Annotated in this window: 20 protein-coding genes and 1 other RNA gene; 9 read left to right on the forward strand and 12 right to left on the reverse strand. The window is 60.6% G+C overall.

Going from position 1 to position 21,927, the window contains the following annotated elements; all coding sequences use genetic code 11:
• Positions 1 to 4: 4 nt before the first annotated feature.
• The 6 genes from mraZ to ACZ9BX_RS08345 all read right to left on the reverse strand — a co-directional run bounded on the left by mraZ (position 5) and on the right by ACZ9BX_RS08345 (position 4,834).
• Entirely contained in the window at positions 5 to 445 is a 441-nt protein-coding gene (mraZ, locus tag ACZ9BX_RS08320; protein ID WP_476217054.1) for a division/cell wall cluster transcriptional repressor MraZ, read from the reverse strand.
• Positions 446 to 861: 416 nt separating this feature from the next.
• Positions 862 to 1,259, reverse strand: an RNA gene (rnpB, locus tag ACZ9BX_RS08325) — RNase P RNA component class A.
• 53 nt (positions 1,260 to 1,312) lie between these two features.
• Positions 1,313 to 2,488 (reverse strand): NAD(P)/FAD-dependent oxidoreductase, encoded by a 1,176-nt coding sequence (locus tag ACZ9BX_RS08330; protein ID WP_476217056.1) that lies wholly within the window; start codon positions 2,486 to 2,488, stop codon positions 1,313 to 1,315.
• Positions 2,489 to 2,542: 54 nt separating this feature from the next.
• Entirely contained in the window at positions 2,543 to 3,106 is a 564-nt protein-coding gene (locus tag ACZ9BX_RS08335; protein WP_476217057.1) for a lytic transglycosylase domain-containing protein, read from the reverse strand.
• Between the two features lie 262 nt (positions 3,107 to 3,368).
• Positions 3,369 to 4,130 (reverse strand): N-acetylmuramoyl-L-alanine amidase, encoded by a 762-nt coding sequence (locus ACZ9BX_RS08340; RefSeq protein WP_476217059.1) that lies wholly within the window; start codon positions 4,128 to 4,130, stop codon positions 3,369 to 3,371.
• Positions 4,127 to 4,834 (reverse strand): TerB family tellurite resistance protein, encoded by a 708-nt coding sequence (locus ACZ9BX_RS08345; RefSeq protein WP_476217061.1) that lies wholly within the window; start codon positions 4,832 to 4,834, stop codon positions 4,127 to 4,129. Before ACZ9BX_RS08345 ends, ACZ9BX_RS08340 begins: the two co-directional genes overlap by 4 nt.
• Positions 4,835 to 5,198: 364 nt before the next feature.
• On the opposite strand from ACZ9BX_RS08345, the gene ACZ9BX_RS08350 reads away from it, so the two are divergent.
• From ACZ9BX_RS08350 to ACZ9BX_RS08360, 3 genes are all read left to right on the forward strand, one after another.
• Positions 5,199 to 6,410 (forward strand): pyrophosphate--fructose-6-phosphate 1-phosphotransferase, encoded by a 1,212-nt coding sequence (locus ACZ9BX_RS08350; RefSeq protein ID WP_476217062.1) that lies wholly within the window; start codon positions 5,199 to 5,201, stop codon positions 6,408 to 6,410.
• 58 nt (positions 6,411 to 6,468) lie between these two features.
• Complete coding sequence (locus ACZ9BX_RS08355; protein ID WP_027508719.1) at positions 6,469 to 7,104, forward strand: LysE family translocator; 636 nt, start codon at positions 6,469 to 6,471, stop codon at positions 7,102 to 7,104.
• Positions 7,105 to 7,218: 114 nt separating this feature from the next.
• Positions 7,219 to 8,160 carry a transglycosylase SLT domain-containing protein gene (locus ACZ9BX_RS08360; protein ID WP_476217065.1) on the forward strand — a complete coding sequence of 314 codons (942 nt, stop codon included), beginning with the start codon at positions 7,219 to 7,221 and terminating at the stop codon, positions 8,158 to 8,160.
• 3 nt (positions 8,161 to 8,163) lie between these two features.
• On the opposite strand, the gene ACZ9BX_RS08365 is transcribed toward ACZ9BX_RS08360, so the two are convergent.
• Positions 8,164 to 9,543 carry a serine hydrolase domain-containing protein gene (locus tag ACZ9BX_RS08365; RefSeq protein ID WP_476217067.1) on the reverse strand — a complete coding sequence of 460 codons (1,380 nt, stop codon included), beginning with the start codon at positions 9,541 to 9,543 and terminating at the stop codon, positions 8,164 to 8,166.
• Positions 9,544 to 9,721: 178 nt separating this feature from the next.
• Here ACZ9BX_RS08365 and ACZ9BX_RS08370 point away from each other — a divergent pair, with 178 nt between their 5' ends.
• From ACZ9BX_RS08370 to ACZ9BX_RS08385, 4 genes are all read left to right on the forward strand, one after another.
• Positions 9,722 to 10,966 carry a BtaA family protein gene (locus ACZ9BX_RS08370; RefSeq protein ID WP_476217069.1) on the forward strand — a complete coding sequence of 415 codons (1,245 nt, stop codon included), beginning with the start codon at positions 9,722 to 9,724 and terminating at the stop codon, positions 10,964 to 10,966.
• 50 nt (positions 10,967 to 11,016) lie between these two features.
• Positions 11,017 to 11,637 (forward strand): class I SAM-dependent methyltransferase, encoded by a 621-nt coding sequence (locus tag ACZ9BX_RS08375; RefSeq protein WP_476219932.1) that lies wholly within the window; start codon positions 11,017 to 11,019, stop codon positions 11,635 to 11,637.
• 125 nt (positions 11,638 to 11,762) lie between these two features.
• Positions 11,763 to 12,560 (forward strand): glycoside hydrolase family 25 protein, encoded by a 798-nt coding sequence (locus ACZ9BX_RS08380; protein ID WP_476217071.1) that lies wholly within the window; start codon positions 11,763 to 11,765, stop codon positions 12,558 to 12,560.
• Positions 12,561 to 12,640: 80 nt separating this feature from the next.
• Entirely contained in the window at positions 12,641 to 13,894 is a 1,254-nt protein-coding gene (locus ACZ9BX_RS08385) for a lytic murein transglycosylase (RefSeq protein ID WP_476217073.1), read from the forward strand.
• A gap of 516 nt (positions 13,895 to 14,410) precedes the next feature.
• On the opposite strand, the gene metF is transcribed toward ACZ9BX_RS08385, so the two are convergent.
• The 5 genes from metF to ACZ9BX_RS08410 form a co-directional block, all read right to left on the reverse strand.
• Complete coding sequence (gene metF / locus ACZ9BX_RS08390; protein WP_476217075.1) at positions 14,411 to 15,313, reverse strand: methylenetetrahydrofolate reductase [NAD(P)H]; 903 nt, start codon at positions 15,311 to 15,313, stop codon at positions 14,411 to 14,413.
• A 1-nt stretch (position 15,314) separates the two neighbouring features.
• Positions 15,315 to 16,331: an ArsR/SmtB family transcription factor gene (locus tag ACZ9BX_RS08395; protein ID WP_476217077.1), complete on the reverse strand. Its 1,017-nt coding sequence runs from the start codon at positions 16,329 to 16,331 to the stop codon at positions 15,315 to 15,317.
• Positions 16,332 to 16,495: 164 nt separating this feature from the next.
• Positions 16,496 to 18,145 carry an energy-dependent translational throttle protein EttA gene (gene ettA / locus ACZ9BX_RS08400; protein ID WP_476217079.1) on the reverse strand — a complete coding sequence of 550 codons (1,650 nt, stop codon included), beginning with the start codon at positions 18,143 to 18,145 and terminating at the stop codon, positions 16,496 to 16,498.
• Positions 18,146 to 18,296: 151 nt separating this feature from the next.
• A complete protein-coding gene (locus tag ACZ9BX_RS08405) occupies positions 18,297 to 19,061 on the reverse strand; it encodes a methyltransferase (protein WP_476217081.1) in 765 nt (254 codons plus the stop codon).
• A 63-nt stretch (positions 19,062 to 19,124) separates the two neighbouring features.
• Positions 19,125 to 19,865, reverse strand: a complete 741-nt coding sequence (locus tag ACZ9BX_RS08410) for a ribonuclease T2 family protein (protein WP_476217083.1) — start codon at positions 19,863 to 19,865, stop codon at positions 19,125 to 19,127.
• 150 nt (positions 19,866 to 20,015) lie between these two features.
• On the opposite strand from ACZ9BX_RS08410, the gene ACZ9BX_RS08415 reads away from it, so the two are divergent.
• On the forward strand, positions 20,016 to 20,945 hold the full coding sequence (locus ACZ9BX_RS08415) for an alpha/beta fold hydrolase (RefSeq protein WP_476217085.1): 930 nt from the start codon (positions 20,016 to 20,018) through the stop codon (positions 20,943 to 20,945).
• A gap of 15 nt (positions 20,946 to 20,960) precedes the next feature.
• On the forward strand, positions 20,961 to 21,914 hold the full coding sequence (locus ACZ9BX_RS08420; protein WP_476217087.1) for a DMT family transporter: 954 nt from the start codon (positions 20,961 to 20,963) through the stop codon (positions 21,912 to 21,914).
• The last annotated feature ends 13 nt before the right edge of the window (positions 21,915 to 21,927 follow it).

Raw genomic sequence — 21,927 nt, forward strand, 5'->3', positions numbered from 1 at the left:
CGTTCTATCCGGAGCGCCTGCCCGCCAGCCTGCGCTCCCCTCGTGCCTGTATCTGGGCCGCCTGGAATGCCTGCGGCTGCCACAGCTGAAAATGATCCGCCCGACCGACGAAGGCCACCTCGTCCGAGATGCCGGTAAAGTCGCGGATGAAATCCGTGACCATCAACCGCCCCTCGGCGTCGAGCCTCATGAAGACCCCGCCCCCATGGATAAGAAGCGACATCTCGTTCGCATCCGGCGAAAACGGATCCTCCGCAGCAATCTGCCGCTCGAACCTTTCGAGAAGGTCCGGGCCGCCGACGCTGATCGCCGGAAACACAAAGTCCTGGAAGCAATAAAGTTCCTGGACGTTGCGCTGCGCCAGAATGGAGCGAAAGGCCGCAGGCACGGAAACCCTGCCCTTGGAATCGATCCGGTTGGTCGCATTTGAAAGGAAGCGGCTCATGACACGAAACATCCGTTCCCGAAAGGGCCCGGACCGACATCTTACGCCCGGAACCCCCAAATTCAGGCACAGCTTCGCCAGCCGGATGAACAGGATTCCATCCGGCGCCTCCGAAGAGGAAGACGCCTTGGCTTTGCGATTGATGGGCGCTTGATCGCCCTCGTGCAGTGCAATTATGGGATAGCATGGGACCGTATGGGCGTCAATGGGAAACGCCCGTCTCGCGATGAGCGCAGTATCGAAAATTTATAAGCTGTTAAGTTTAATAAAGGGTTAGGACCGGCTCGCCCGCCGTCCCAGAAAGCATCGATGAAAATAGAAAAACATGCATGCCTTCGGGCGTCGCCATAAAAGAAAATCCTGAAGAATCAGGAGAATGAGAGCCTCCCGACCGGAGGCCCTTGCCACAGAAGTTAATCGCCAGTTGGCCTGTAAGCCGGGTTCTGTATGGCTCCGGCCGAAACCGGAACGTGGCAGCCATTCCTCTGGGACAGCGTTCGCACGCTGCCTCACGCAACCCACCCGGATGACTGACCCGGAAACCGGCCGGCGGGCTTTCGCCCGCCACGTCATCCCTATTCGGTCTTGCTCCCGGTGGGGTTTACCGTGCCGTCGCCGTTGCCGGAGACGCGGTGGGCTCTTACCCCACCCTTTCACCCTTACCTGCGCAAGCGCAGGCGGTTTGCTTTCTGTGGCACTTTCCCTGAGGTCACCCTCGCCGGACGTTATCCGGCACCGTATTTCCGTGGAGCCCGGACTTTCCTCACCTCACCGCCTTTCGGCATTGGTAAAGCGCGGCTGCCCGGCCAACTGGCAGGGCTCAAATAACCGAGAGCGCCGCCGATTGCCACCAGAAATATGCGGATGTTACCGGAAAGCGGGTTTGAAATCCGTTGCGTAGCCCTGATCCGCGATTTTGCCCTCAAGCAGCAGTTCGGCTCCGAGACGGCCGATCTCGTCGGAGCTTTTCGCCGAAGTGCCTGCGCAGCCGGTGAGAACCGCAAGTCGCGGAGACGAAGTATAGCCGATCATCGGATAACGGCCCTTGGTGTGCGAGACGGCGCAGGCCGCTGTCGAAACGGAAAGCGGCCTCAATTCCGGAACAATACGGCGGGCGACCGACATCAGATAATCACGCGCCGCCGGGCGCCCCTCGGTGCGGAACCAGGCGCGCAGTTCCGCCTCCGTCTCAAGTCGGTAGTCATCGGGATCGCCGCCGATCTTCAGATAGAATTTTCCATCGGGATAGCAGATCGGCGGCAGCAGATAGATGTCGATCCCGGGCGCATTGAGGATCAGCGACGGCATGGCGACGAAATCCGCTGCCTGCGCCTCGCTCACCTCGAACAGTGTAACCGTTCGCCCATGAACCGACATGTCGACGGATTGTGGCAACAGATTCTCGCCAATGGAAAAACCGCCCGCCGCAAGCAGCACCTTTTTCGCCGTGTACGTCCTGCCCTCCGAAGTCTCGACAGCGGCCACCCCGCCCTCGTCGCGGATCGCCGTGACATAGTCGCGAACGACTGTTGCACCCGCCTTTTCCGCGATAATCGACTGCGCCTTTACCAGCTTGCGCGGGCTGATATGTCCGGCGCCCTTTACCTGGAATACGCCCTCGCAGCCGTCCGGCAGGGCAAAGAACGGAAACGTTGCTTTGAGGCCTGCCTCGTCGAGCAGTTTCGTTTCGACACCAAGCGATGCAGCGGCTTTTGCCGTGTTGGCGATATAGTCACTCTGCGCCGGCGCCACGAAGACGCAACCCGCTTCGGTGTAGAATTCGAGGCCGCTCTCTGCTTCGATCTCCGCGTATCGGGCGATCGAACGATTGGCCAGCAGCGCCCAGTCGCGATCAGGATCGACGGTTCGGGTGATGCGGCCCTCGTCGTAATGGCTGGCGAAAACGCCCTGATGCGCCTTGCGGTTTTCCGGTTCGTCGGGACCGATCACGGCCACGCCGTCCGTCTGTTTCGCCAGATGCTTCGCCGCCGCCGCGCCCATCATCCCACGGCCGACGACGATATATTTGAAATCAGCCGCCATATCTCACCTCGCTTCGAGGTCCAGATAACATGGCGGCCGAGGTGATTCATATTCTTAAATCGAGGTTTGCGCCGCGCTCGACATAAGGACCAGCACTTTGCCGCAATAGGCTTTCGAGACCGGGTTCATCTTCCGTGCGCCGTGGCCGGCGTTGTATTTGAGGATGGTGTTGCAGGTCTGTCCGCCGCCGAGATCGTGGGCTGCCGCCAGATATTTCATGCCGTATTTGATGTTCGTTTCCGGATCGAAGAGGCCCTTCTTCGTTCCCGAGTAACCCATCATGCGCGCGGTGGCCGGCTTGATCTGCATGAGGCCGATTTCGCCTGCGCTACCGCGTGCGTTCGGGTTGAAATTGCTCTCGACCCGGACGACGGCATGGGCAAGCTCGACAGGCACATCGTATTGCTTGGCGTATTTGACAATCAAAACGGAATATTTGTTGGCTGTGAAATCCGGCATTGCATAACCGCTCTGGCGGTCGACGGTCTTGAAAATGACCGTTTGGGTTTTATCGTTCCCATCTTTGTTTTTATTAGCTGCATCGCCAGCAAAAGCGCAGCCGTACCCTGCCAGCAGCAAGCTTGCGCATGCCGCTGCACCAATAATCATATGTCTCATGTAGTCTAGTTACTCCGACCCAAAGAATTACCGGACTGCGCGCCTCGCCGTCTTCCCGTTTCACGTGCCAAGGACTGGCAACGTTCCGCAGCAATTCTTATCGTTTCATTTTGACTCTCGCAGCTACACACAAAAACAGCCGCGAGCGCCGTTCAGCGACCGGGGTTAGACCATCGCAATGAGGAGATAATAGGGAAATCATGTGGCAGTGCAGCATTCAAGGCTGTTTGCGCAAAACCGTTGCGTGCGTGTCACACAGGCGTCATGAATAGCGCGGCAGCGCCGAAAGCAGGCGGTGCAGCGTATCGATCGTCGAAAAGTCGGCGATGCCGTCGACGCGTTCCTGGCGGAAATGGCGCTGGAAGGCCTCCACGTCACCCGCCGTCTTCTCGGAGAATTCACCTGTGATTTCCGTAGCATAGCCGTAGAGCGAGAGCATCGACTGCAGGGCTTCGACCGGTTGGCCGCAATCGCCCCGCTGGAAGAAGCGCCCGCCGGTGATCGGTGCCGGTTCGACCCAGTGTCCTACCCCTGCGTGATGCAGTTCTGCCCACGGAAATTTCTCGCCCGGATCGACCTTGCGAACGGGTGCAACGTCCGAGTGCGCAAGCACCTTTTCCGGTGCGATTGACCAACGTTCGCCGCAATCGCGACACAATTCGATCACCGCCGCAATCTGTTGTTTAGGGAAGTCCGGCAAACCGCCCGGATGCCCGGCATTGGCGATTTCGATGCCGATGGATCGGGAATTTATATCGCCCTGGCCGTGCCAACTGCCCGTGCCGGCATGCCAAGCCCGCCGCGCCTCCGGCACGAGCTGAACGACATCGCCGTTCTCATGGACGAAATAGTGGCAGGAGACCTGGCTTTCCTCGCGACAGAGCCAGTCGAGCGCCCCTTCCGCCGTCGGCATGCCCGTATAATGAAGAATGATCATATCCGGCTTTCGCCCGCCCGCGCGTTCGCCATGGTTCGGCGACGGCTGCACGGAAGCCTTGCGGTAGTCGGCCTCGAAAGAGGTCATGCGGCGCGGCGTTCCTTCTCGATCGTCGCATAGGCGTCATTGAGGGCAGCCATGCGCTCATTGGCGATCGCATGGAACTCCCTGGGGACGCCACGTGAAATCAGCCGGTCGGGATGGTTCTCGCTGACGAGGCCACGGTAACGGCGGCGGATGGTCGGGAAATCGTCGGAAGGGGAAACGCCGAGGACCTTGTAGGGATCCCGGCCGATCGAGACATGGCGCGCCGCGATCTGCTCGAAACGTTCTTCGCTCATCTCGAAGATCTGGCCGATATGATGGAGGAAATTCATCTCCTTCTCATGGACCGCCCCGTCCGCCTTGGCGATGTGGAAGAGGCCGTCGAGCACGTCTTCCAGAACCGCGCAATTGGAGGTGCAGCTGACGCAGAGAGACGAGAGCTTCGCGGCATAGGCCTCGTAACCCGCAACGTCCTGGCGCGCGAGATTGTAGAGGCGGGCAACGTTCTTCGCTTGGTCCTGCGGAAAGAAGAAGATGTCGCGGAAAGCCTGGACTTCCTTCTCGCTGACGACGCCGTCAGCCTTCGCCATTTTGGCGGAAAGCGCGATGATGGCGACGGAGAATGCGACCTTACGACGGGTCTCGGGATCACCCTCGAAAACCGTGCGGATCGCCTCGACCATCGCCGAGAGCGCGTTGCCCGCAACGTTGCCAAGAGCATTCAGCAGTTTTTCCCAGAAGGACATCGAAGTTTCTCGCATCGCAATATGAAAACACCTTGATCAAATAATCATAGCCTTTGCAAGGCGGCGATTGGTCGTAGGATTGAAAACACTTTTCACAATTCGGTAATTGTCCCGGCTTATCAGGCGAGAGACAGCACTCGGATGCGCACTTCCATACGCCTTTCGAACAGCCTGCCATTGCCTGCTCGAGATTTTCCACAGCGCGTCTCGGCGGGCAAATCGGGCTTGAAACGATTAGATGCGTTCTTCCGGCGGAACCGGCCATTTTTCGTAAATTCTTTACTTTACAGGCCTCTTTCCCTGCCGCATCCATGCGTTACGTTAGCTGCATGTAATCGCGCCTCGAAGCGCTCAAGGAGGGAAAATGGCCAAACAGAAAGTAGCAATGCTGACCGCCGGAGGCCTGGCCCCCTGTCTTTCCTCCGCCGTCGGCGGTTTGATCGAACGCTATAGCGACGTCGCGCCGGACGCCGAGCTCATTGCCTACAAGTCCGGCTATCAGGGCGTGCTGCTTGGCGACAGCATCCTGGTCAGCAAGGAAATGCGCGAAAAGGCGCCGCTTCTCCACCGCTTCGGTGGCTCGCCGATCGGCAACAGCCGCGTCAAGCTTACCAATGCCGCCGATTGCGTCAAGCGCGGCCTGGTCAAGGAAGGCGAGAACCCGCTGCGCGTCGCCGCCGAACGCCTTGCCGATGACGGCATCACCATTCTCCACACCATCGGTGGCGACGACACCAACACGACTGCCGCCGATCTCGCAGCCTATCTCGCTGCCAACAATTACGACCTTACCGTCGTCGGCCTGCCGAAGACGGTCGACAACGACGTCGTGCCTATCCGCCAGTCTCTCGGCGCCTGGACGGCGGCCGAAGTCGGTGCGCATTTCTTCGACAATGTCAGCAACGAGCAGAGTGCGGCGCCGCGCACACTCGTCATCCACGAAGTCATGGGCCGTCATTGCGGCTGGCTGACGGCGGCGACCGCCCGGGCCTATCTCAGCCGCACGAAGAACTACGAATATGTCGACGGGATGATGATGAATGCGGGCCTGAAGAGCATCGATGCCGTCTATCTGCCGGAAATGGCTTTTGATCTGCAGGCCGAAGCCGAACGTCTCAAGGAGATCATGGACAAGACCGGCCACGCGACCGTCTTCGTCTCTGAAGGCGCCTGCCTCGATGCCATCGTCGCGGAGCGGGAGGCCGCCGGCGAGACTGTCAAGCGCGATGCCTTCGGTCATGTGAAGATCGACACGATCAACGTCGGCGGCTGGTTCCAGAAGCAGTTCGCCAATCTGCTCGATGCGGAGCGTTCGCTGGTTCAGAAGTCCGGCTATTTCGCCCGCTCCGCGCCTGCAAATGCCGACGACCTCCGTCTCATCCAGAGCATGGTCGACTTGGCCGTCGAAAGCGCGCTCAATAAGATCTCCGGCGTCACCGGCCACGACGAGGGACAGGACGGCAAATTGCGCACGATCGAGTTCCCCCGCATCAAGGGGGGCAAGGCCTTCGATCTTTCGACCAGATGGTTCTCCGAAGTGATGGATACGATCGGGCAAAAATACCAGGAAGCATGATTGACGCAGGGCTAATATGGTGTCTTTGCTTGTTTCCTAGGGATTAGGAGGAGATTCCATGTCGCTCGAAGCCTGGCTCGCTTTTGCCGCCGCATCCGCCATCATGCTCGCCATTCCGGGGCCGACGATTCTCCTCGTCGTCTCCTATGCGCTGGGACATGGGCGAAAGACGGCGCTAGCGACGGTGAGCGGCGTGGCGCTCGGCGATTTCACGGCGATGACGGCTTCCCTCTTCGGCTTGGGCGCGGTACTGGCCGCATCGGCAATGCTCTTCACAGTGCTGAAGTGGGTCGGCGGCGCCTATCTCATCTGGCTCGGCATCAAGCTCTGGCGCGCCCCCCTCATCACCGAGCCGGTTGCCGACAACGACAACCTGCCGGAAAAGAAGTCGCTGAAGATCTTCCTGCACGCCTATATCGTGACGGCGCTTAATCCGAAGAGCATCGTCTTCTTCGTCGCCTTCGTTCCGCAGTTCCTCAATCCCGCGAAGCCTTTTTTCGAGCAGATGGTCATCATGGAACTGACCTTCCTCGTCCTCGCGGCCATCAATGCGTCGAGCTACGCCCTTCTTGCAAATGCCGCGCGCGGACTCATCCGAAAGGCCAGCGTACAGCGCGCCGTCAACCGTACTGGTGGCACGTTGCTCATCGCTGCAGGTGCCGTGACGGCCGGTTATCGCCGTATCGCCGCCTGACGATTTTCGCCGGGTTGCCGCGCAACAGCGAATAGGTTAATGGCAAATCAGGTTTCAGGGTTTCAATAATTTTCTAAACGCTGCCAGGGCGGCGCCATCCACGAAAGTGACCGAATGGTAGCGAACGGATTTTCCGGCCTGAAACGCGGCCTTGTCGCGACGACAATGCTCTGCGCTATCGCCGGATGCTCGACCGTCGAGTACACCTCACAGGCGGAATTGACCGCAGTACAAACCGTCGTTCCAACGCCGAAACCGGGCGAAAATGCCATGATGGCTGCCGTACCGGCCGCCGAAGGCGCCGGCCAGTCCGAAACCGCATTCGCAGCTTCCAATCCGCAAGCAACGCCCGCTCTTTCCGCCACCGCAACGGCAATGCCGGCGACGGCAACGTCCGCCGATCCTGCCATGCAGCAGGCAATGGCCGCCGGCGCAACGCAGATCCCGCTGACGCCGGAAATGACAGCGATCCAGTCGGTCGTGCCAACCCCGCGTCCGGCAACTCCGGCATCGCCATCGACACAGATTGCCTTCGCAGCGACGACCCCGCAAAGCGGCGCCCTGGCCGCTATCGCTTCCGTCGGTCCCACGCAGCGTTCGATGTCGGATTTCACCTTCGACGAATCCGGACCGATGGATCCGCCGGCCGCACCGCCGATGTTCAGCGATAGCGACGTCGACACCGCTCCGACCGCGGAAAAGAGCTTCATCAGCAAGCTAATCAGCAAATATTCGAAACTCTACGAAGTTCCCGAAACGCTGATCCACCGCGTCGTGCGCAGAGAAAGCCGTTACAATTCGAAGGCTTACAACAAGCGCGGCTATTTCGGACTGATGCAGATCAAGTACAACACGGCCAAATCAATGGGCTATGACGGCGCCCCCGCCGGCCTTCTCGATGCAGAGACCAACATCAAATATGCCGCGAAATATCTGCGCGGCGCTTGGCTTGTTTCCGACAACAAGGAAGAAGATGCCGTGAAGCTCTATGCGCGCGGCTATTACTACGACGCCAAGCGCAAGGGCATGGCCGATATCGCCCACGGCAATTACTGAGTCTCAATTGGCGGACAGTACGGCCAGCAGCTCCTTCAGCACGACCTGCGGCTTGTAGCCAAGGCGGCCGGGTGTCAAGCCCATGCGGACGAAGACCAGATTGGCGGACGGCACGATCGCCATGCTTTGCCCGTCGTGCCCTTCCAGCCAGAACGTATCTTCCGGCAGCCCCGATTCGGCGCTCGTATCTCCGCCGGGCGCTGCGAGCCATGCCTGGGCTTGCGTATATTTGCCGCCCGACGATTGCGTTGGCGTGCGCATCGCCCTGACAAACCCATCCGGCAACAGCCGCTCGCCGTTCCAGACCCCATCCTGGAGCAGGAACTGTCCAAAACGCGCCCAGTCGCGTGCCGTCGCGTAGAGGTAGGAACTCCCCACAAAGGTTCCACGCGCATCGGCCTCCAGCACCGCGCTCGACATGCCGAGCGGCCTGAAAAGCGCGTCCCCCGGATAGGCGAAGGCCGTTTTCTGGTCGCCCACCCCGTCCATCCAGATTCGCGATAATAGGACCGCCGTGCCGCTCGAATAGCGGAAACGTTCGCCGGGTTTCGCCTCGAACGGCGCGTTGGCGGGCAGCGCAACCATATCGGGATCGAGATAGAGCATGCGCGTCACATCCGCGACATCGCCGTAATTCTCGTTGAAAGCGAGGCCGCTTTCCATGCCCAGTAGATCGCGGAGTTTGATCCGAGACCGCTCGTCATCCTTCCACTGCGGCAAGAGGCCGGCGGTGTCGAAATCGACCTTCCCGTCGAGCATGGCACGCCCGACAAGCGCAGCATTGACCGTCTTGGTCATCGACCAGCCGAGCAGCGGCGTCTTCGCATCGAACCCTTCCCCGTAGCGCTCCGCGACGATCCGGCCGTTGTGGACGACGACCATCGCCCGCATTTGCGGACCGGCCAGCACGTCATCTGCCAGCAGTGACGCAAGCTCTCCGTCGTTGGCGGCGGTGACACTTTCGCCTTCCGGCCATAGTTCCGCTTTTTCCTGAACAGACGGCAGCGGATCGGAAGGTGCGGCATTGGCGGCCACCTCGAAATCGCCATCCGGCACGCTCGTGCACCCAAGTGCCCCGCGATAGAGCGCATATCCGGGTGCGAAGAGCCCCAGGATGCGTGCCGTCACATGCCCTCGTTCCCGGTCAACCGAAACGCGCACCAACCGCAGCAGCGGATTTCCCGGCGCCTGCACATCGTTATGGAGCACCGCCTGCGGATCGCGGCCTGCCAGAAAGACGTTCGAGCAGACGATCTTCGCCGCATATCCGTCGCCCACGCGCAGCAGCTCCGGCGGACTGACGGAAAGCCAGGCCCCGCCTCCGATGACGATGACGGCGGAAGCCGTGGCAAGTGCCTTCAGGATACGCAGAACAGATCGCATGTCATTCCCTCCACGAACGGAGAGAAGCAGGAAATCTCTTCACAAAAAAGAGCACAATGGCGCGAGTGCCGTTTCGTCTCGGGCAATTCCTGTGGAAAGCGATGCCCACAGTCTGCGTCATCAAACTGTAGCAGGGACGCGCTACACGCCCTGAACGCTAAAAGGGTGACAGACTCACATGACGGAATTTGCACCGGATACCGGCTTCCGCAAGAACCGGAAACTCAAGGACGCTCTTCTCCGCCACAAGGCATTTTCCAAGGACGGGTTTTCGGAACGGCTTTTCGGCCTGCTCTTTTCCGGCCTTGTCTATCCGCAGATTTGGGAAGACCCGGATCTCGATATGCAGGCGATGGAACTGCAGGCGCATCACCGCATCGTCACGATCGGATCTGGCGGCTGCAACATGCTAGCCTATCTCTCCAAGGCGCCAGCCTCCATCGACGTGGTCGATCTCAACCCCCATCATATCGCGCTGAACCGCCTGAAGCTTGCCGCCTTCAAGCATCTTCCCCGCCACACCGACCTCGTGCGCTTCCTCGCCATGCCTAACGAGCGCTCGAACAGCCAGGCCTTCGACCACTTCCTGTCGCCCAAGCTCGATGAAGCATCCCGCACCTATTGGAACGGCCGCAAGTTCGGCCGCCGCCGCGTCACCGTCTTCGACCGCAATATCTATGAGACCGGCCTGCTTGGCCGCTTTATCGGCGCGGCCCATCTGCTCGCTCGCCTGCACGGGGTTGATCTCAAGCAGATGACGAAGACCCGCTCGATCCGCGAGCAGCGCCAGTTCTTCGAGGAGCAGGTTGCGCCACTCTTCGAAAAGCCGGTGGTGCGCTGGATTACCGGGCGCAAGAGCTCGCTCTTCGGTCTCGGCATTCCGCCGCAGCAATATGACGAGCTTGCCAGCCTGGCCGCCGATCAGTCGATCGCACCGGTGCTGAAGCATCGCCTCGAAAAGCTCGCCTGCCATTTTCCGATGCGCGAAAACTATTTCGCCTGGCAAGCCTTCGCCCGCCGCTATGCCTCGGATGACGAAGGCCCGCTGCCGACCTATCTGAAGCCGGAGCACTACGAGGTGATCCGCGCCAATGTCGATCGTGTCAACGTCCATCATGCAAGCTTCACCGAGCTTCTCGCCAAGGAACCGGCCGCCTCCCGCGACCGCTATATTCTGCTCGACGCGCAGGACTGGATGACCGATCAACAGCTGAACGATCTCTGGGCGGAAATTACCCGCACCGCCCGCCCCGGCGCCCGCGTCATCTTCCGCACGGCGGCCGAAAAGAGCGTCATCGAGGGCCGTCTTTCACATGCGGTCCGCGATCAGTGGGAATATTCCGAAGAGAAGTCCCGTGATATGACTGCGCTCGACCGTTCGGCCATCTATGGCGGCTTCCACATCTACGGGAAGAAAGCGTGACCGAAATCCGCACCGTCGTGGACGAGAAAGCCGAAAAGCATGCCGATCTCATGGACGGCATGTACCGCTATCAGCGACACATCTACGATCTGACGCGCAAGTACTACCTGCTCGGCCGCGACCGCACGATCCGCAATCTGGACGTTCCAGAAGGCGGCACGCTGCTCGAAGTCGGCTGCGGCACGGGCCGAAATCTGGCGCTCGCGCATCGGCTGTTTCCCGGCGCCAAACTCTATGGCCTCGACATTTCGCAGGAAATGCTGATTTCGGCGCGCAAGACATTCGCTACAAAGGCCGCTGTTGCCGATTTTCGCGTTGCCGACGCGACTGCCTTCACGCCACGGGAGTTCGGCGTCGGCGGCTTCGACCGCATCCTCATCTCCTATGCGCTCTCGATGATTCCCGATTGGGAACGCGCCGTCGATGCGGCGATCGCCGCATTGAACCCCGGTGGGCAGCTGCACATCGTCGATTTCGGCCAGCAGGAGGGGTTGCCGGCCTGGTTCAGGGCGATGCTGAAGTCATGGCTTGCAAAATTTCACGTCACGCCGCGCGCCGATCTGCGCGATGTTCTGGAAGCGCAAGTCCATGAAAACAACGCAAGATTGTCGTTCGAGACGATCGGCGGCGGCTATGCCTGGCGGGCGGCAATCATCGCGCGGCCTTCATAATTCACTTGAAACTAACCGATTTTTTACGTTGATATGTTGAAAGAGGGGGATTCCTCTACTGAAACTCGTCTTTCGAAGGTCAAGCTGTGGGGCAAGTCGATCATTCGGTCCACGACGGGACATTTATGCGCCGGATTTTGTTTTGTGTATTGCCGTTGGCCATCATGTTGGCCGGCTGTACCTCGTCGGGATATGATTATCTCGAGACTGCGTCCGTAAAGCCGAAGACCCGCTTCAAGGATACCGACCCGCAGGATTTCGGGGCGAAGCATCCGCATCGGAGCGAGGTTCACGGCATCGACATCTCCAAATGGCAGGGCGATATCGACTGGCAGGCGGTGAAGACTTCCGGCGTTGCCTTTGCCTTCATCAAGGCGACCGAGGGGAAGGACAGGTTCGACCAGCGCTTCAATGAATATTGGCAGCGTGCCCGCGCCGTCGGCATCGCCCATGCGCCCTATCATTTCTATTATTTCTGCTCGTCCGCCGACGAGCAGGCCGACTGGTTCATCCGGAACGTCCCGCGGGAATCGATGCGCCTGCCGCCGGTTCTGGACGTCGAGTGGAACGGCGCATCACCGACCTGCCGTCACCGGCCCGATCCCGCCACGGTACGGGCCCAGATGCAGCGCTTCATGGATCGCCTGGAAGCCTATTACGGCAAGCGCCCGATCATCTATACGTCGGTCGACTTCCATCGCGAAAACCTGCAGGGCTATTTCCAGGACTACCACTTCTGGGTCCGCTCGGTCGCCAAGCACCCCGAGGTCACCTATGCTGACAGGCGCTGGGCCTTCTGGCAGTACACGTCGACCGGCGTGATCCCGGGCATCAAGGGCCCGACCGACATCAACGCCTTCGCGGGATCCTCAAAGAACTGGGCCAACTGGGTGGCTTCCGTTTCCAAGGACAGAAATTCTTAGTAACGTCCGTCGATCTTTCTTGCTTCCGTCACATTCATCTGTGAAAGCAGCGGACATATTTCGGATATAAGGACGATCTCATGCACCGCTCGCTCGCAAGCCGCTCTGCACTTGCTCTTTTGTTTGCAGTCACCGCGGTAACCACGGCATTGGCTCAGCAGCAGGCAATGGCTCCAGCGGCCTCCCCTCCACCCGCCGCAACGCCTCAGGCTGCTCCCGCGGCCTGCGGCGGCGATCTTGCCGAATTCCTGGCCGGCGTGAAGGCTGATGCGATCGCTGCAGGCGCTTCGGCCGAAGCCGCCGACAAGGCGCTCGCCGGCGCGCAGATCGATCCGAAGGTTCTCAGCCGCGACCGTGCGCAGGGCGTCTTCAAGCAGACCTTCCTCGAATTCTCGCAGCGTACCGTCAGCCAGGGCCGCCTGGATATCGGCCGCCAGAAGCTGAAGCAGTTTTCCGACGTCTTCACCAGGGCCGAGCGTGATTATGGTGTCGCACCGGGCGTCATTACCGCCTTCTGGGCGATGGAGACGGACTTCGGCGCCGTTCAGGGCGACTTCAACACGCGCAACGCGCTTGTCACGCTGGCGCATGACTGCCGCCGTCCCGAACTCTTCCGCCCGCAGTTGATCGCGCTCATCGAAATGGTCCAGCACGGCGACCTCGACCCGGCGGCCAACACCGGCGCATGGGCAGGCGAAATCGGCCAGGTGCAGATGCTGCCGCGCGATATCGTCGCCTACGGCATGGACGGCGACGGCGACGGCCATGTACGGCTGAAGGAGAGCGGCCCTGACGCCATCCTCACGGCTGCGAAGTTCATCCAGCATCTCGGCTTCGAACGCGGTCAGCCCTGGCTGCAGGAGGTCACCCTGCCCGACAACCTTCCCTGGGAAAAATCGGGGCTTGGCGGCACCATGACGGCGGGCGAATGGTTCGCGCTCGGTGTCCAGCCGCGCGACGGCAACACCAGCTTCGGCAATCTGGAGGGCGACCTCGTTCTCCCGCAGGGCCGTCACGGGCCGGCCTTCATCGCCTACCCGAACTTCAAGATCTATCTCGAGTGGAACAAGTCGTTCATCTACACGACCTCGGCCGCCTATTTCGCCACCCGCTTTACCGGCGCCCAGCCCTACCTCAAGGGGACGCCGGAACAGGGCCTCGTGAACGACCAGATGAAGCAGCTGCAGACCAAGCTGCAGTCCAAGGGCCACGATGTCGGCAAGATCGATGGTATCCTGGGCTCCGGCACCCGCGTTGCGATCCAGAAGGAGCAGCAACGCCTCGGAATGCCGGCCGACGGCTGGGCGACGCCCGGCCTATTGAGCGCGCTCTAATCCGCTATTTCGCGAAGACCGCCAATTTCGATCGCGCCCCGGAAATTGCCGGAGCGCGCTTTCGTTTTCCCGCATCATATCAGCAGCTTCCGGCCATGCCTTGATGCAGCCGTGAACGTTAACGGGCCAATCGCCCAGTTTAACGTGCCGTTAAAATGTGTGAATAAAATTTCGTTGTGATTTATCGCTTAATTCCAATTGGTTAGCCGACAGGAGCCCGACTCATCCACAGCCCGCCGCTGCGCTGCAGCATAGAATCCGCTTTTCACGCGACACAATTCAGACATATTATGTGCCGGTTAACGCGAGGAGGCAGACATGGGTATCACACGATCCTTGAATGTCCTGTTGGTCAGTGCAGCGTTCGCGTTCGTCTTGTCCATGCTCTTCATTTGAGCGCTCGACGAGCCCTATGACTGGAATACCTAGCTCCTGAAAAGCTAACAGTTCAGCCAATTAAAAAGCGCATGTCACCGCCAGACATGCGCTTTTTTATTCGATGCCGATTGGCAGCTTTCAGGCGGCGGCGCCCGCTGCCCTCTTCGCGCCTTCACGGCGGAGACCGAGATTGGTGAGCACTGCCGAAACCAGCGGCGAACGATTCATCGTGTAGAGATGGAACTCGTCCAGGCCGCGGCGAACGAGATCCTCGATCTGCTGGACGGCGACATCCACGGCAACCTTTGCCCGTTCGTCCACCTTGTCGTCGAGACCGGCAAAGCGTTCGTCGAGAAACGCCGGGATCACCGTGCCGCACGCACTGGCAAAGCGCTTCAGCTGCGTCAGGTTCTGGATCGGCATGATGCCGGGCACGATCGGAATTTTGACGCCTGCAGTCCGCACCTTCTCCAGGTAGCGCTCGAAATTGTCGTTGTCGAAGAAGAACTGCGTCAGCGCGCGGTCCGCGCCGTTGTCGGCCTTGCGCTTCAGCATGTCGATATCGGCCGCCACGTCCCGGCTCTCCGGATGCTTTTCAGGATAGGCGGACACAGAAATCTCGAAGTCGCCGATGCCGCGGAGGCCGGCCACGAGTTCAGCCGCATTGGCATAGCCGCCCGGATGCGGCTGGTAGGGAACCCCTGCCCCGCCGGGCGCATCGCCGCGCAATGCGACGAAATGCTTGACGCCCACATTGCGGAAATGGTCGATCACCTGATGCGTCTCTTCCTTGGTGGCGCCCACGCAGGTGAGATGCGACGCGGTCGCAAGCGGCGTCTCGTTGAGGAACCGCGTGACGGCCGTCAGGGTCGGCGCCTTCGTGGTGCCGCCCGCGCCATAGGTCACCGAAACGAAATCCGGACTCCAGTCCTGCAACTCTGCCACGGTCTTCCAGAGCTGTCCTTCCATCTCCTCCGACTTCGGCGGGAAGAATTCGAAGGAAATGCCGATATTGCGGCGGTCTCCGGTGTTCAAAGCCATATCATACCTCCCCGGCCAGTACTGTTTCGGCGCCTTCGGATGCAACGAGGCGCCTCGGATCGCGCGCAAGCCAGATGGTGACCGTAAGCCCCTTCTCGCCCTGCTGACCCGGATGAAGATCGACGGTCTGCTCCACATCGAGCCCCGTCTTGCGCAGCCAGTCCGTCACCGACTGATGCGAGAAACCGAGGCGGATATGCGCATGCTCGTCGCGAAGATATTCGAGCGCGTGCGGCGCAAGGTCGATGACCATAAGACGTCCGCCCGGGGCAAGCATCCGCGCCGCCTCGGCGATCGCGATTTCCGGCTGATCGAAGAAATGCAGGACCTGATGAATGGTGACGAGATCGAAGTCCTGCCCCTCGAACGGCAGGTTCAAAATATCGGCATGCCGTACCGAAGCCTTGGTGATGCCCGCCCTGTCGAGATTGGCGCGGGCAACGCTCAGCATGTCGCGGCTGGCATCGACCCCGATCGCCCGGCGATAAAGCCCGGAAAGCAGCTCCAGCATGCGCCCGGTCCCCGTGCCGAGATCGAGCAGCGAGTAGATCGGCTGAGTGCCGAGCAGCTTGATGACAGCGGCATCCACCTCCTCGTCGGCGGCGTGCAGACGCCGAAGCTCATCCCATTCGGCGGCGTTGCGGCTGAAATAGGCTTGTGCCCGCTCCGCACGTTGGCGCTTCACAGCAGAAAGACGCTCGCCGTCGCGCAGGATCACAGGGTCGTTCGCGGAGGCATGTGCCAGCAGCACGCGCACCAGCGCTGCCGCCTTGCCGTCCTGCCTCAGCCGGAAATAAGCCCAGGCACCCTCCTGATAGCGATCGATGAGGTCGGCCTCGCCGAGCAGCTTCAGATGCCGCGAAATACGGGGCTGCGATTGGCCGAGAATTTCCGTAAGATCGGTCACGGTCAGGTCACTGGCGGCAAGCAGCGCGAGAAGCCGCAGACGCGTCGGCTCACCGGCCGCCTTCAAGACGTCCACCAGCGCATCCAGTCCAAGCCTCACAGCTTCAGCCATATTCGACCCAATCAACATATAAAGATATCTTTATGTGATTTGAATGCGAGTGGCAAGCATGAATCCGCTCCATTCACGAAATTCGCCGCTCTGAAAGCGACCACACACAATGCAAAAAGCCCCGGCGTTTGCCGAGGCTCTTGATCTGAGGGGCCGTGAGAAGATCAGCGCGTCAGGCGCTTGTAGGTCACCCGCCTTGGATTGACGGAATCCACGCCGAGGCGCCGCATCTTGTCCTGCTCGTAATCTTCGAAGTTCCCCTCGAACCATTCCACATGGCTGTCGCCTTCGAACGCGAGGATGTGCGTTGCCAGGCGGTCGAGGAACATGCGGTCGTGGCTGATGATAACGGCGCAGCCGGCGAAGTTTTCGAGTGCGTCCTCAAGAGCTCCCAGCGTTTCCGTATCGAGGTCGTTGGTCGGTTCGTCGAGCAGGATGACGTTGCCGCCGGCCTTCAGCATCTTGGCGAGGTGGACGCGGTTGCGCTGGCCGCCCGAAAGCGTGCCGACCTTCTGCTGCTGGTCGCCGCCCTTGAAGTTGAAGGCGCCGCAATAGGCGCGCGAATTCACTTCGTACTTGCCAAGCTTGATGATGTCGTTGCCGCCGGAAATTTCCTCCCAGACGGTCTTGCTGCCGTTGAGCGCATCGCGGCTCTGGTCGACATAGCCGAGATCGACGGTATCGCCGATTCGGATTTCGCCGCTGTCCGGCTTTTCCTGGCCGGTGATCATGCGAAACAGCGTCGTCTTGCCGGCACCGTTCGGGCCAATGACACCGACGATGCCGCCCGGCGGCAGCTTGAAGGTGAGATTCTCGATCAGAACCGTATCGCCATATCCCTTGGTAAGGTTCTCGGCCTCGATCACGACCTGGCCGAGACGCTCGCCGACCGGGATGACGATCTGGGCGTCGCCGGGACGGCGGTCGGCGGCTGCCGCAACCAGGTCGTCATAGGCGCGGATACGCGCCTTCGACTTTGCCTGACGCGCCTTCGGGCTGGACGCAATCCATTCCTGCTCGCGTGAAAGCGCCTTCTGGCGGGACGCTTCTTCGCGGCCTTCCTGCTGCATGCGCTTCGCCTTCGCCTGCAGATAAGCCGAGTAGTTGCCCTCGTAGGGAATGCCGCGGCCGCGGTCGAGCTCGAGAATCCAGCCGGTGACGTTGTCGAGGAAGTAGCGGTCGTGGGTGATCATCAGCACAGCGCCCGGATATTCGCGCAGGTGCTTTTCGAGCCAGGCGATTGTCTCGGCATCGAGGTGGTTGGTCGGCTCGTCGAGCAGCAACACGTCCGGCTGCGACAGCAGCAGCTTGCACAGCGCAACGCGGCGGCGCTCACCGCCGGACAGCGTCGTGACGTCCGCATCGGCCGGCGGGCAGCGCAACGCGTCCATCGCCATCTCGACCTGGCTTTCCAAGTCCCAGAGGTTCTGGCTGTCGATAATGTCCTGGAGCTTGGCGCCCTCCTCCGCCGTCTCGTCGGAGTAGTTCATCATCAGTTCGTTGTAGCGGTCGAGGATCGCCGTCTTCGAAGCGACTCCTTCCATGACGTTTTCGAGCGCCGTCTTCGAAGCATCGAGCTGCGGCTCCTGCGCCAGAAAGCCGAGCGTCGCGCCTTCAGCGAGCCAGGCCTCGCCCGTATACTCCTTGTCGAGGCCGGCCATGATGCGCAGGACCGTCGACTTACCGGCGCCGTTCGGGCCGAGGATGCCGATCTTGGCGTCGGGATAGAAGGAAAGGTGGATGTTCTCCAGCACCTTCTTGTTGCCATATGCCTTGCTGAGGCCGGCCATGTGATAGATGAACTGACGTGCCATTATATGCTGCTCCGGGCGGAAACTTGAAAACCGTGGCCGCTATGTAGGCGAAAGCCGGCGCCCGGGCAACGCCGAAACCGGCTTTCTATACGGCAAATCGATTTTGGTTCCGTTCGAAAAGCAACGGAACGGAGGGATTCTCCTGCTCTCGTCAGGCCTTCCGCCCAGTCGCGTGAAATAGCCGCGCCATCGCTCGATATGGGTCACGCAGCGAAGCAGCGCGCTCAAGCGCGATGAGCTTGCCAGCGAGCGCCTCGTCAAAGCCGGGTTCGTCAAGATGATCGGAAAACACGCGGACTCCCCGCCATTGGCATTCCGCAAAGCCACAGGCCTCCATCTGCTGAACAACCGCCGAAGGATCATCGCCGCGCGTCTTGATTCCAAGGTTGCCCATGCTGGCCGCCGCGCCGGTTTCGATCAATTCCCTTGCCGTCGCGTAGTCTCCAAGCAGCGCTTCCCGGAAACCGCTGGAGAGTGCGTTTTTCGTCAGGATGCTAAGCAGCCCGCCGCGGGTTACATGACTTGCCAATTTTCGGATGGCAGCGGCGCTGTCGTCCAAGTACATCAGCACCCCGTGGCAGCAAACCGCATCGAACAGATGCTCCCATGCGAAATCGGTGATGTCGCCCGGCGCAAACTCAAGCCGGTCGCGGACTTGCTTCGGCAGTTCTGCCTTGCGCAGATTTGCCCGGCGTAGCATTTCCGGCGAAGCGTCGATGCCGAGAACTCTAAAGCCTGCTTCGGATAGGCGCGCGGATATCTCGCCATCGCCACACCCCATATCCAGAATTGTTCCGCCGGCAGGCGCAAGGCTGGCCACGACTTCGAACGCCAGCTCGTGACGTATTCTGCCGCGTATCCCATTCGAGTATCTTTGATAGGCGTCCCCGACGCTTCCGAAGTCGTCCAGCCGCATTGTTCTCCCTCCCTGCGCGGAAAGTATGCCGGTGCTCCAGTTTCCGGCCGTGGCGACAAACCTTCAGAAGCCCGCAGCGTCGACAACGCCTTCATCGCAGCCGAAGGAGGTGCGGCCGGCGCTTTGGATGAGTTTCGCAAGCCCCGCACCGGCACCGGCGCCCGAGCCCGCATCCTCCGACAGGCCGATCGTCAGCTCACTGATCACACGGATGCCGCCTGCACGGCGGCAGCTCATCTTCACGCGCTCGCCGGCGCCAGCCCCGAAGCTCTTGTCGAAAGCCGCCTTGATCTGATCGGCCTTGACCGTCATACCGACATTCGCCGCAAAGAGGTCGCGCACCGCCGAGCCGTTCAGGTCACCCATCAGGCGGATCGCCGCGCCGAAATAATCGTCGGCGCTCATCTTCGTGCAGGTGCCGTGCTTCGTCCATTCGTGACGTTCGAGACCCGATTGCGTTCCGGGCATGGCCTTCGCAAGGGCCGACGCGTTCTCGGCCGTCAGCTTGACCTCCGGCAGCTTCTGCCAATCGCCGTCCTTGTCGGCTGCCTGCAAGTCCTTCGGCACACCGCAGTAGTTCTGGCGCAGCGGCCAGAGGCCGTGCAGCGAGAAATTCGTCGCGTCGAAACGCTCCCTCGTCTGGCTGCTGCATTCCGGCTTTTTCTGGTTTGTCTGGCAGAATGCCGGCTGCCAGCTTGCAGCAAGGATGAAGCGAGTCCGCCCTTCCCGTTCCTGCGCAACCGCAAAGCCGGCCAGAATCATCGACAGAACGAACGCCATCAAGCGCAGAAACACCCTGCTCATCGCCACTCCCCGCAGACGGAACAATTCAGGAACACATAAACACGGAGCCCAAAACTCTGCAACCCTGAATCGCAAGAAATTTCGCTGCAAACATGTGCCGGGATGTTGCATTTGGCCCGCGATCTGCTCTGTTGCAGCGGGAGGATAGAAATGTTTTCGCAAACACAATGGCTTAAGACGCCGGAGGCAACGCTCGCCTTTCATCATGAGATAGCCGGCGGCGGCTCGCGTGGCGTGTTGTTGATCTCCCACGGACTTGCCGAACATTCGAAGCGCTACGCACGCTTCGCCAACGCGATAGCTGCACGCGGCTATCATGTCTATGCCCACGACCACCGCGGCCATGGCGAGACGGTGGCTAAGGGCGCACCGATCGGGCAGTTCGCCCCGCGAAATGGTGTGCAGCAGGTCCTCGCCGACACCGTCGCCATGCGGGACTATGCGGCAGAGCTCCACCCGAATCTCCCGGTGATCCTCTTCGGCCACTCCATGGGCGGCCTGATCGCGCTCAACGCTGCCGTGACCTATCCGGAGAAGTTCGACGCCGTTGCCGTGTGGAACTCGAACTTCGCGGTCGGTTTCGCAGGCCGCGCCGCGCAAGCCATCCTGCTTGTCGAAAAAGCCCTGAAGGGTTCCGACGTTCCGAGCGGCATGCTGCCTAAACTCACCTTCAGTGCCTGGGGCAAATCCATCCCCGGCCATCGGACGGAATTCGACTGGCTCTCCCGAGATCCGGCCGAAGTCGACAAATATATAGCCGATCCGCTCTGCGGCTTCGATGCTTCCGTCTCGCTCTGGCTCGATATCTTCGAGCTCACCTTCCGCGCGCCGCAGAAGCGGCATCTCGACAGGCTGCGAAAGGATCTGCCGATCCACGTCGTCGGCGGCGGAAAGGATCCGGCGACCGATGGCGGAAAAGCCGTGGCCTGGCTGTCAAACCGTTTGAAACGGCATGGTTTCTCCCGTATCACGACCGAAATATATCAGGACAAACGGCACGAAACGCTGAACGAGATCGGCGCCGAAGCGGCGATTTCGGCCTTTGCCGATTGGTGCGATGAAGCAACCGCAAGGTCCTGATAAGAGGACCATGGAATGAGCAGTGCCGCGATGATGAAGAATGCCTCCTCCGACGTGACCATGGGTCTGCTGCTCATGTTCCTTTCGGTGCTCGTCTCGCCGGTAATCGACATTTTTTCCAAGCTTGCGATCACGACGATTCCGTCCGCGGAAATCACCGCGGCGCGCTTTGCCGTGCAGGCGCTCTGCATGCTTCCGATCGTTCTCTGGCGGAAAAACCTGGCGGACTTGTCGTGGCGGCAGAGCCTCTTCCACGCGATCCGCGGCGCCATCATCACCATTTCGATGATCTCGTTCGTCACGACACTGAAATACATGGCGGTTGCAGACGCGATCGCGATCTTCTTCGTCGAACCCATCATTCTGACGATCCTGAGCAGTATTTTTCTCGGCGAGACAATCGGCTGGCGCCGCTACGCCGCCTGCGGCGTCGGCTTCTTCGGTGCGATATTGATCATCCAGCCAAGCTTCCAGGAGGTCGGCTACGTGGCGCTGTTGCCGGTCGTCAGCGCAGTCTGCATCGCCATCTCCGCGATGATGAACAGGGCCCTGGCACAACGCGAGGATCCCTGGGCGATGCAATTTCATATGGGCCTGTGGGGCCTTCTCTTCTGCGTCATTTTGCTCTTCATTGGGCATGGGAGCGGCTCGGATGTGTTTGATCCGGTGACGCCGGACATGACAGGTCTCGTCTGGCTCCTCGGCGTCGGCGTAACGGCCGCGATCGCCGGCATTCTCGGCGTCTATGCCTATCGCTCCGCACCCGCCTCGACCTTGGCGCCGCTGCAGTATTTCGAGATTGTCTCGGCGACGATCTTCGCTTGGCTGGTTTTTGGTGATTTTCCCGATGCCATCAAATGGCTCGGCATTCTCATCATCATCGCATCCGGACTTTACATCATCTGGCGCGAGCGCCGCTTTGCATCCAAGCCCGTATCCGATACATCTGAGGCGACGCGGGCGCCGTGATCCGTTCTCGGGA

Source organism: Rhizobium sp. USDA 3886 (assembly GCF_056279785.1).

Coding starts and splice junctions, on each gene's coding strand:
- ACZ9BX_RS08365 (WP_476217067.1), bottom strand. CDS start 9,543: ATGCGATCTGTTCTGCGTATCCTGAAGGCACTTGCCACGGCTTCCGCC.
- ACZ9BX_RS08340 (WP_476217059.1), bottom strand. CDS start 4,130: ATGACCTCTTTCGAGGCCGACTACCGCAAGGCTTCCGTGCAGCCGTCG.
- ACZ9BX_RS08345 (WP_476217061.1), bottom strand. CDS start 4,834: ATGTCCTTCTGGGAAAAACTGCTGAATGCTCTTGGCAACGTTGCGGGC.
- ACZ9BX_RS08360 (WP_476217065.1), top strand. CDS start 7,219: ATGGTAGCGAACGGATTTTCCGGCCTGAAACGCGGCCTTGTCGCGACG.
- ACZ9BX_RS08380 (WP_476217071.1), top strand. CDS start 11,763: ATGCGCCGGATTTTGTTTTGTGTATTGCCGTTGGCCATCATGTTGGCC.
- ACZ9BX_RS08420 (WP_476217087.1), top strand. CDS start 20,961: ATGAGCAGTGCCGCGATGATGAAGAATGCCTCCTCCGACGTGACCATG.
- metF (WP_476217075.1), bottom strand. CDS start 15,313: ATGGCTTTGAACACCGGAGACCGCCGCAATATCGGCATTTCCTTCGAA.
- ACZ9BX_RS08330 (WP_476217056.1), bottom strand. CDS start 2,488: ATGGCGGCTGATTTCAAATATATCGTCGTCGGCCGTGGGATGATGGGC.
- mraZ (WP_476217054.1), bottom strand. CDS start 445: ATGAGCCGCTTCCTTTCAAATGCGACCAACCGGATCGATTCCAAGGGC.
- ACZ9BX_RS08410 (WP_476217083.1), bottom strand. CDS start 19,865: ATGAGCAGGGTGTTTCTGCGCTTGATGGCGTTCGTTCTGTCGATGATT.
- ACZ9BX_RS08335 (WP_476217057.1), bottom strand. CDS start 3,106: ATGAGACATATGATTATTGGTGCAGCGGCATGCGCAAGCTTGCTGCTG.
- ACZ9BX_RS08405 (WP_476217081.1), bottom strand. CDS start 19,061: ATGCGGCTGGACGACTTCGGAAGCGTCGGGGACGCCTATCAAAGATAC.
- ACZ9BX_RS08395 (WP_476217077.1), bottom strand. CDS start 16,331: ATGGCTGAAGCTGTGAGGCTTGGACTGGATGCGCTGGTGGACGTCTTG.
- ACZ9BX_RS08415 (WP_476217085.1), top strand. CDS start 20,016: ATGTTTTCGCAAACACAATGGCTTAAGACGCCGGAGGCAACGCTCGCC.
- ACZ9BX_RS08375 (WP_476219932.1), top strand. CDS start 11,017: ATGGACGGCATGTACCGCTATCAGCGACACATCTACGATCTGACGCGC.
- ettA (WP_476217079.1), bottom strand. CDS start 18,145: ATGGCACGTCAGTTCATCTATCACATGGCCGGCCTCAGCAAGGCATAT.
- ACZ9BX_RS08350 (WP_476217062.1), top strand. CDS start 5,199: ATGGCCAAACAGAAAGTAGCAATGCTGACCGCCGGAGGCCTGGCCCCC.
- ACZ9BX_RS08355 (WP_027508719.1), top strand. CDS start 6,469: ATGTCGCTCGAAGCCTGGCTCGCTTTTGCCGCCGCATCCGCCATCATG.
- ACZ9BX_RS08370 (WP_476217069.1), top strand. CDS start 9,722: ATGACGGAATTTGCACCGGATACCGGCTTCCGCAAGAACCGGAAACTC.
- ACZ9BX_RS08385 (WP_476217073.1), top strand. CDS start 12,641: ATGCACCGCTCGCTCGCAAGCCGCTCTGCACTTGCTCTTTTGTTTGCA.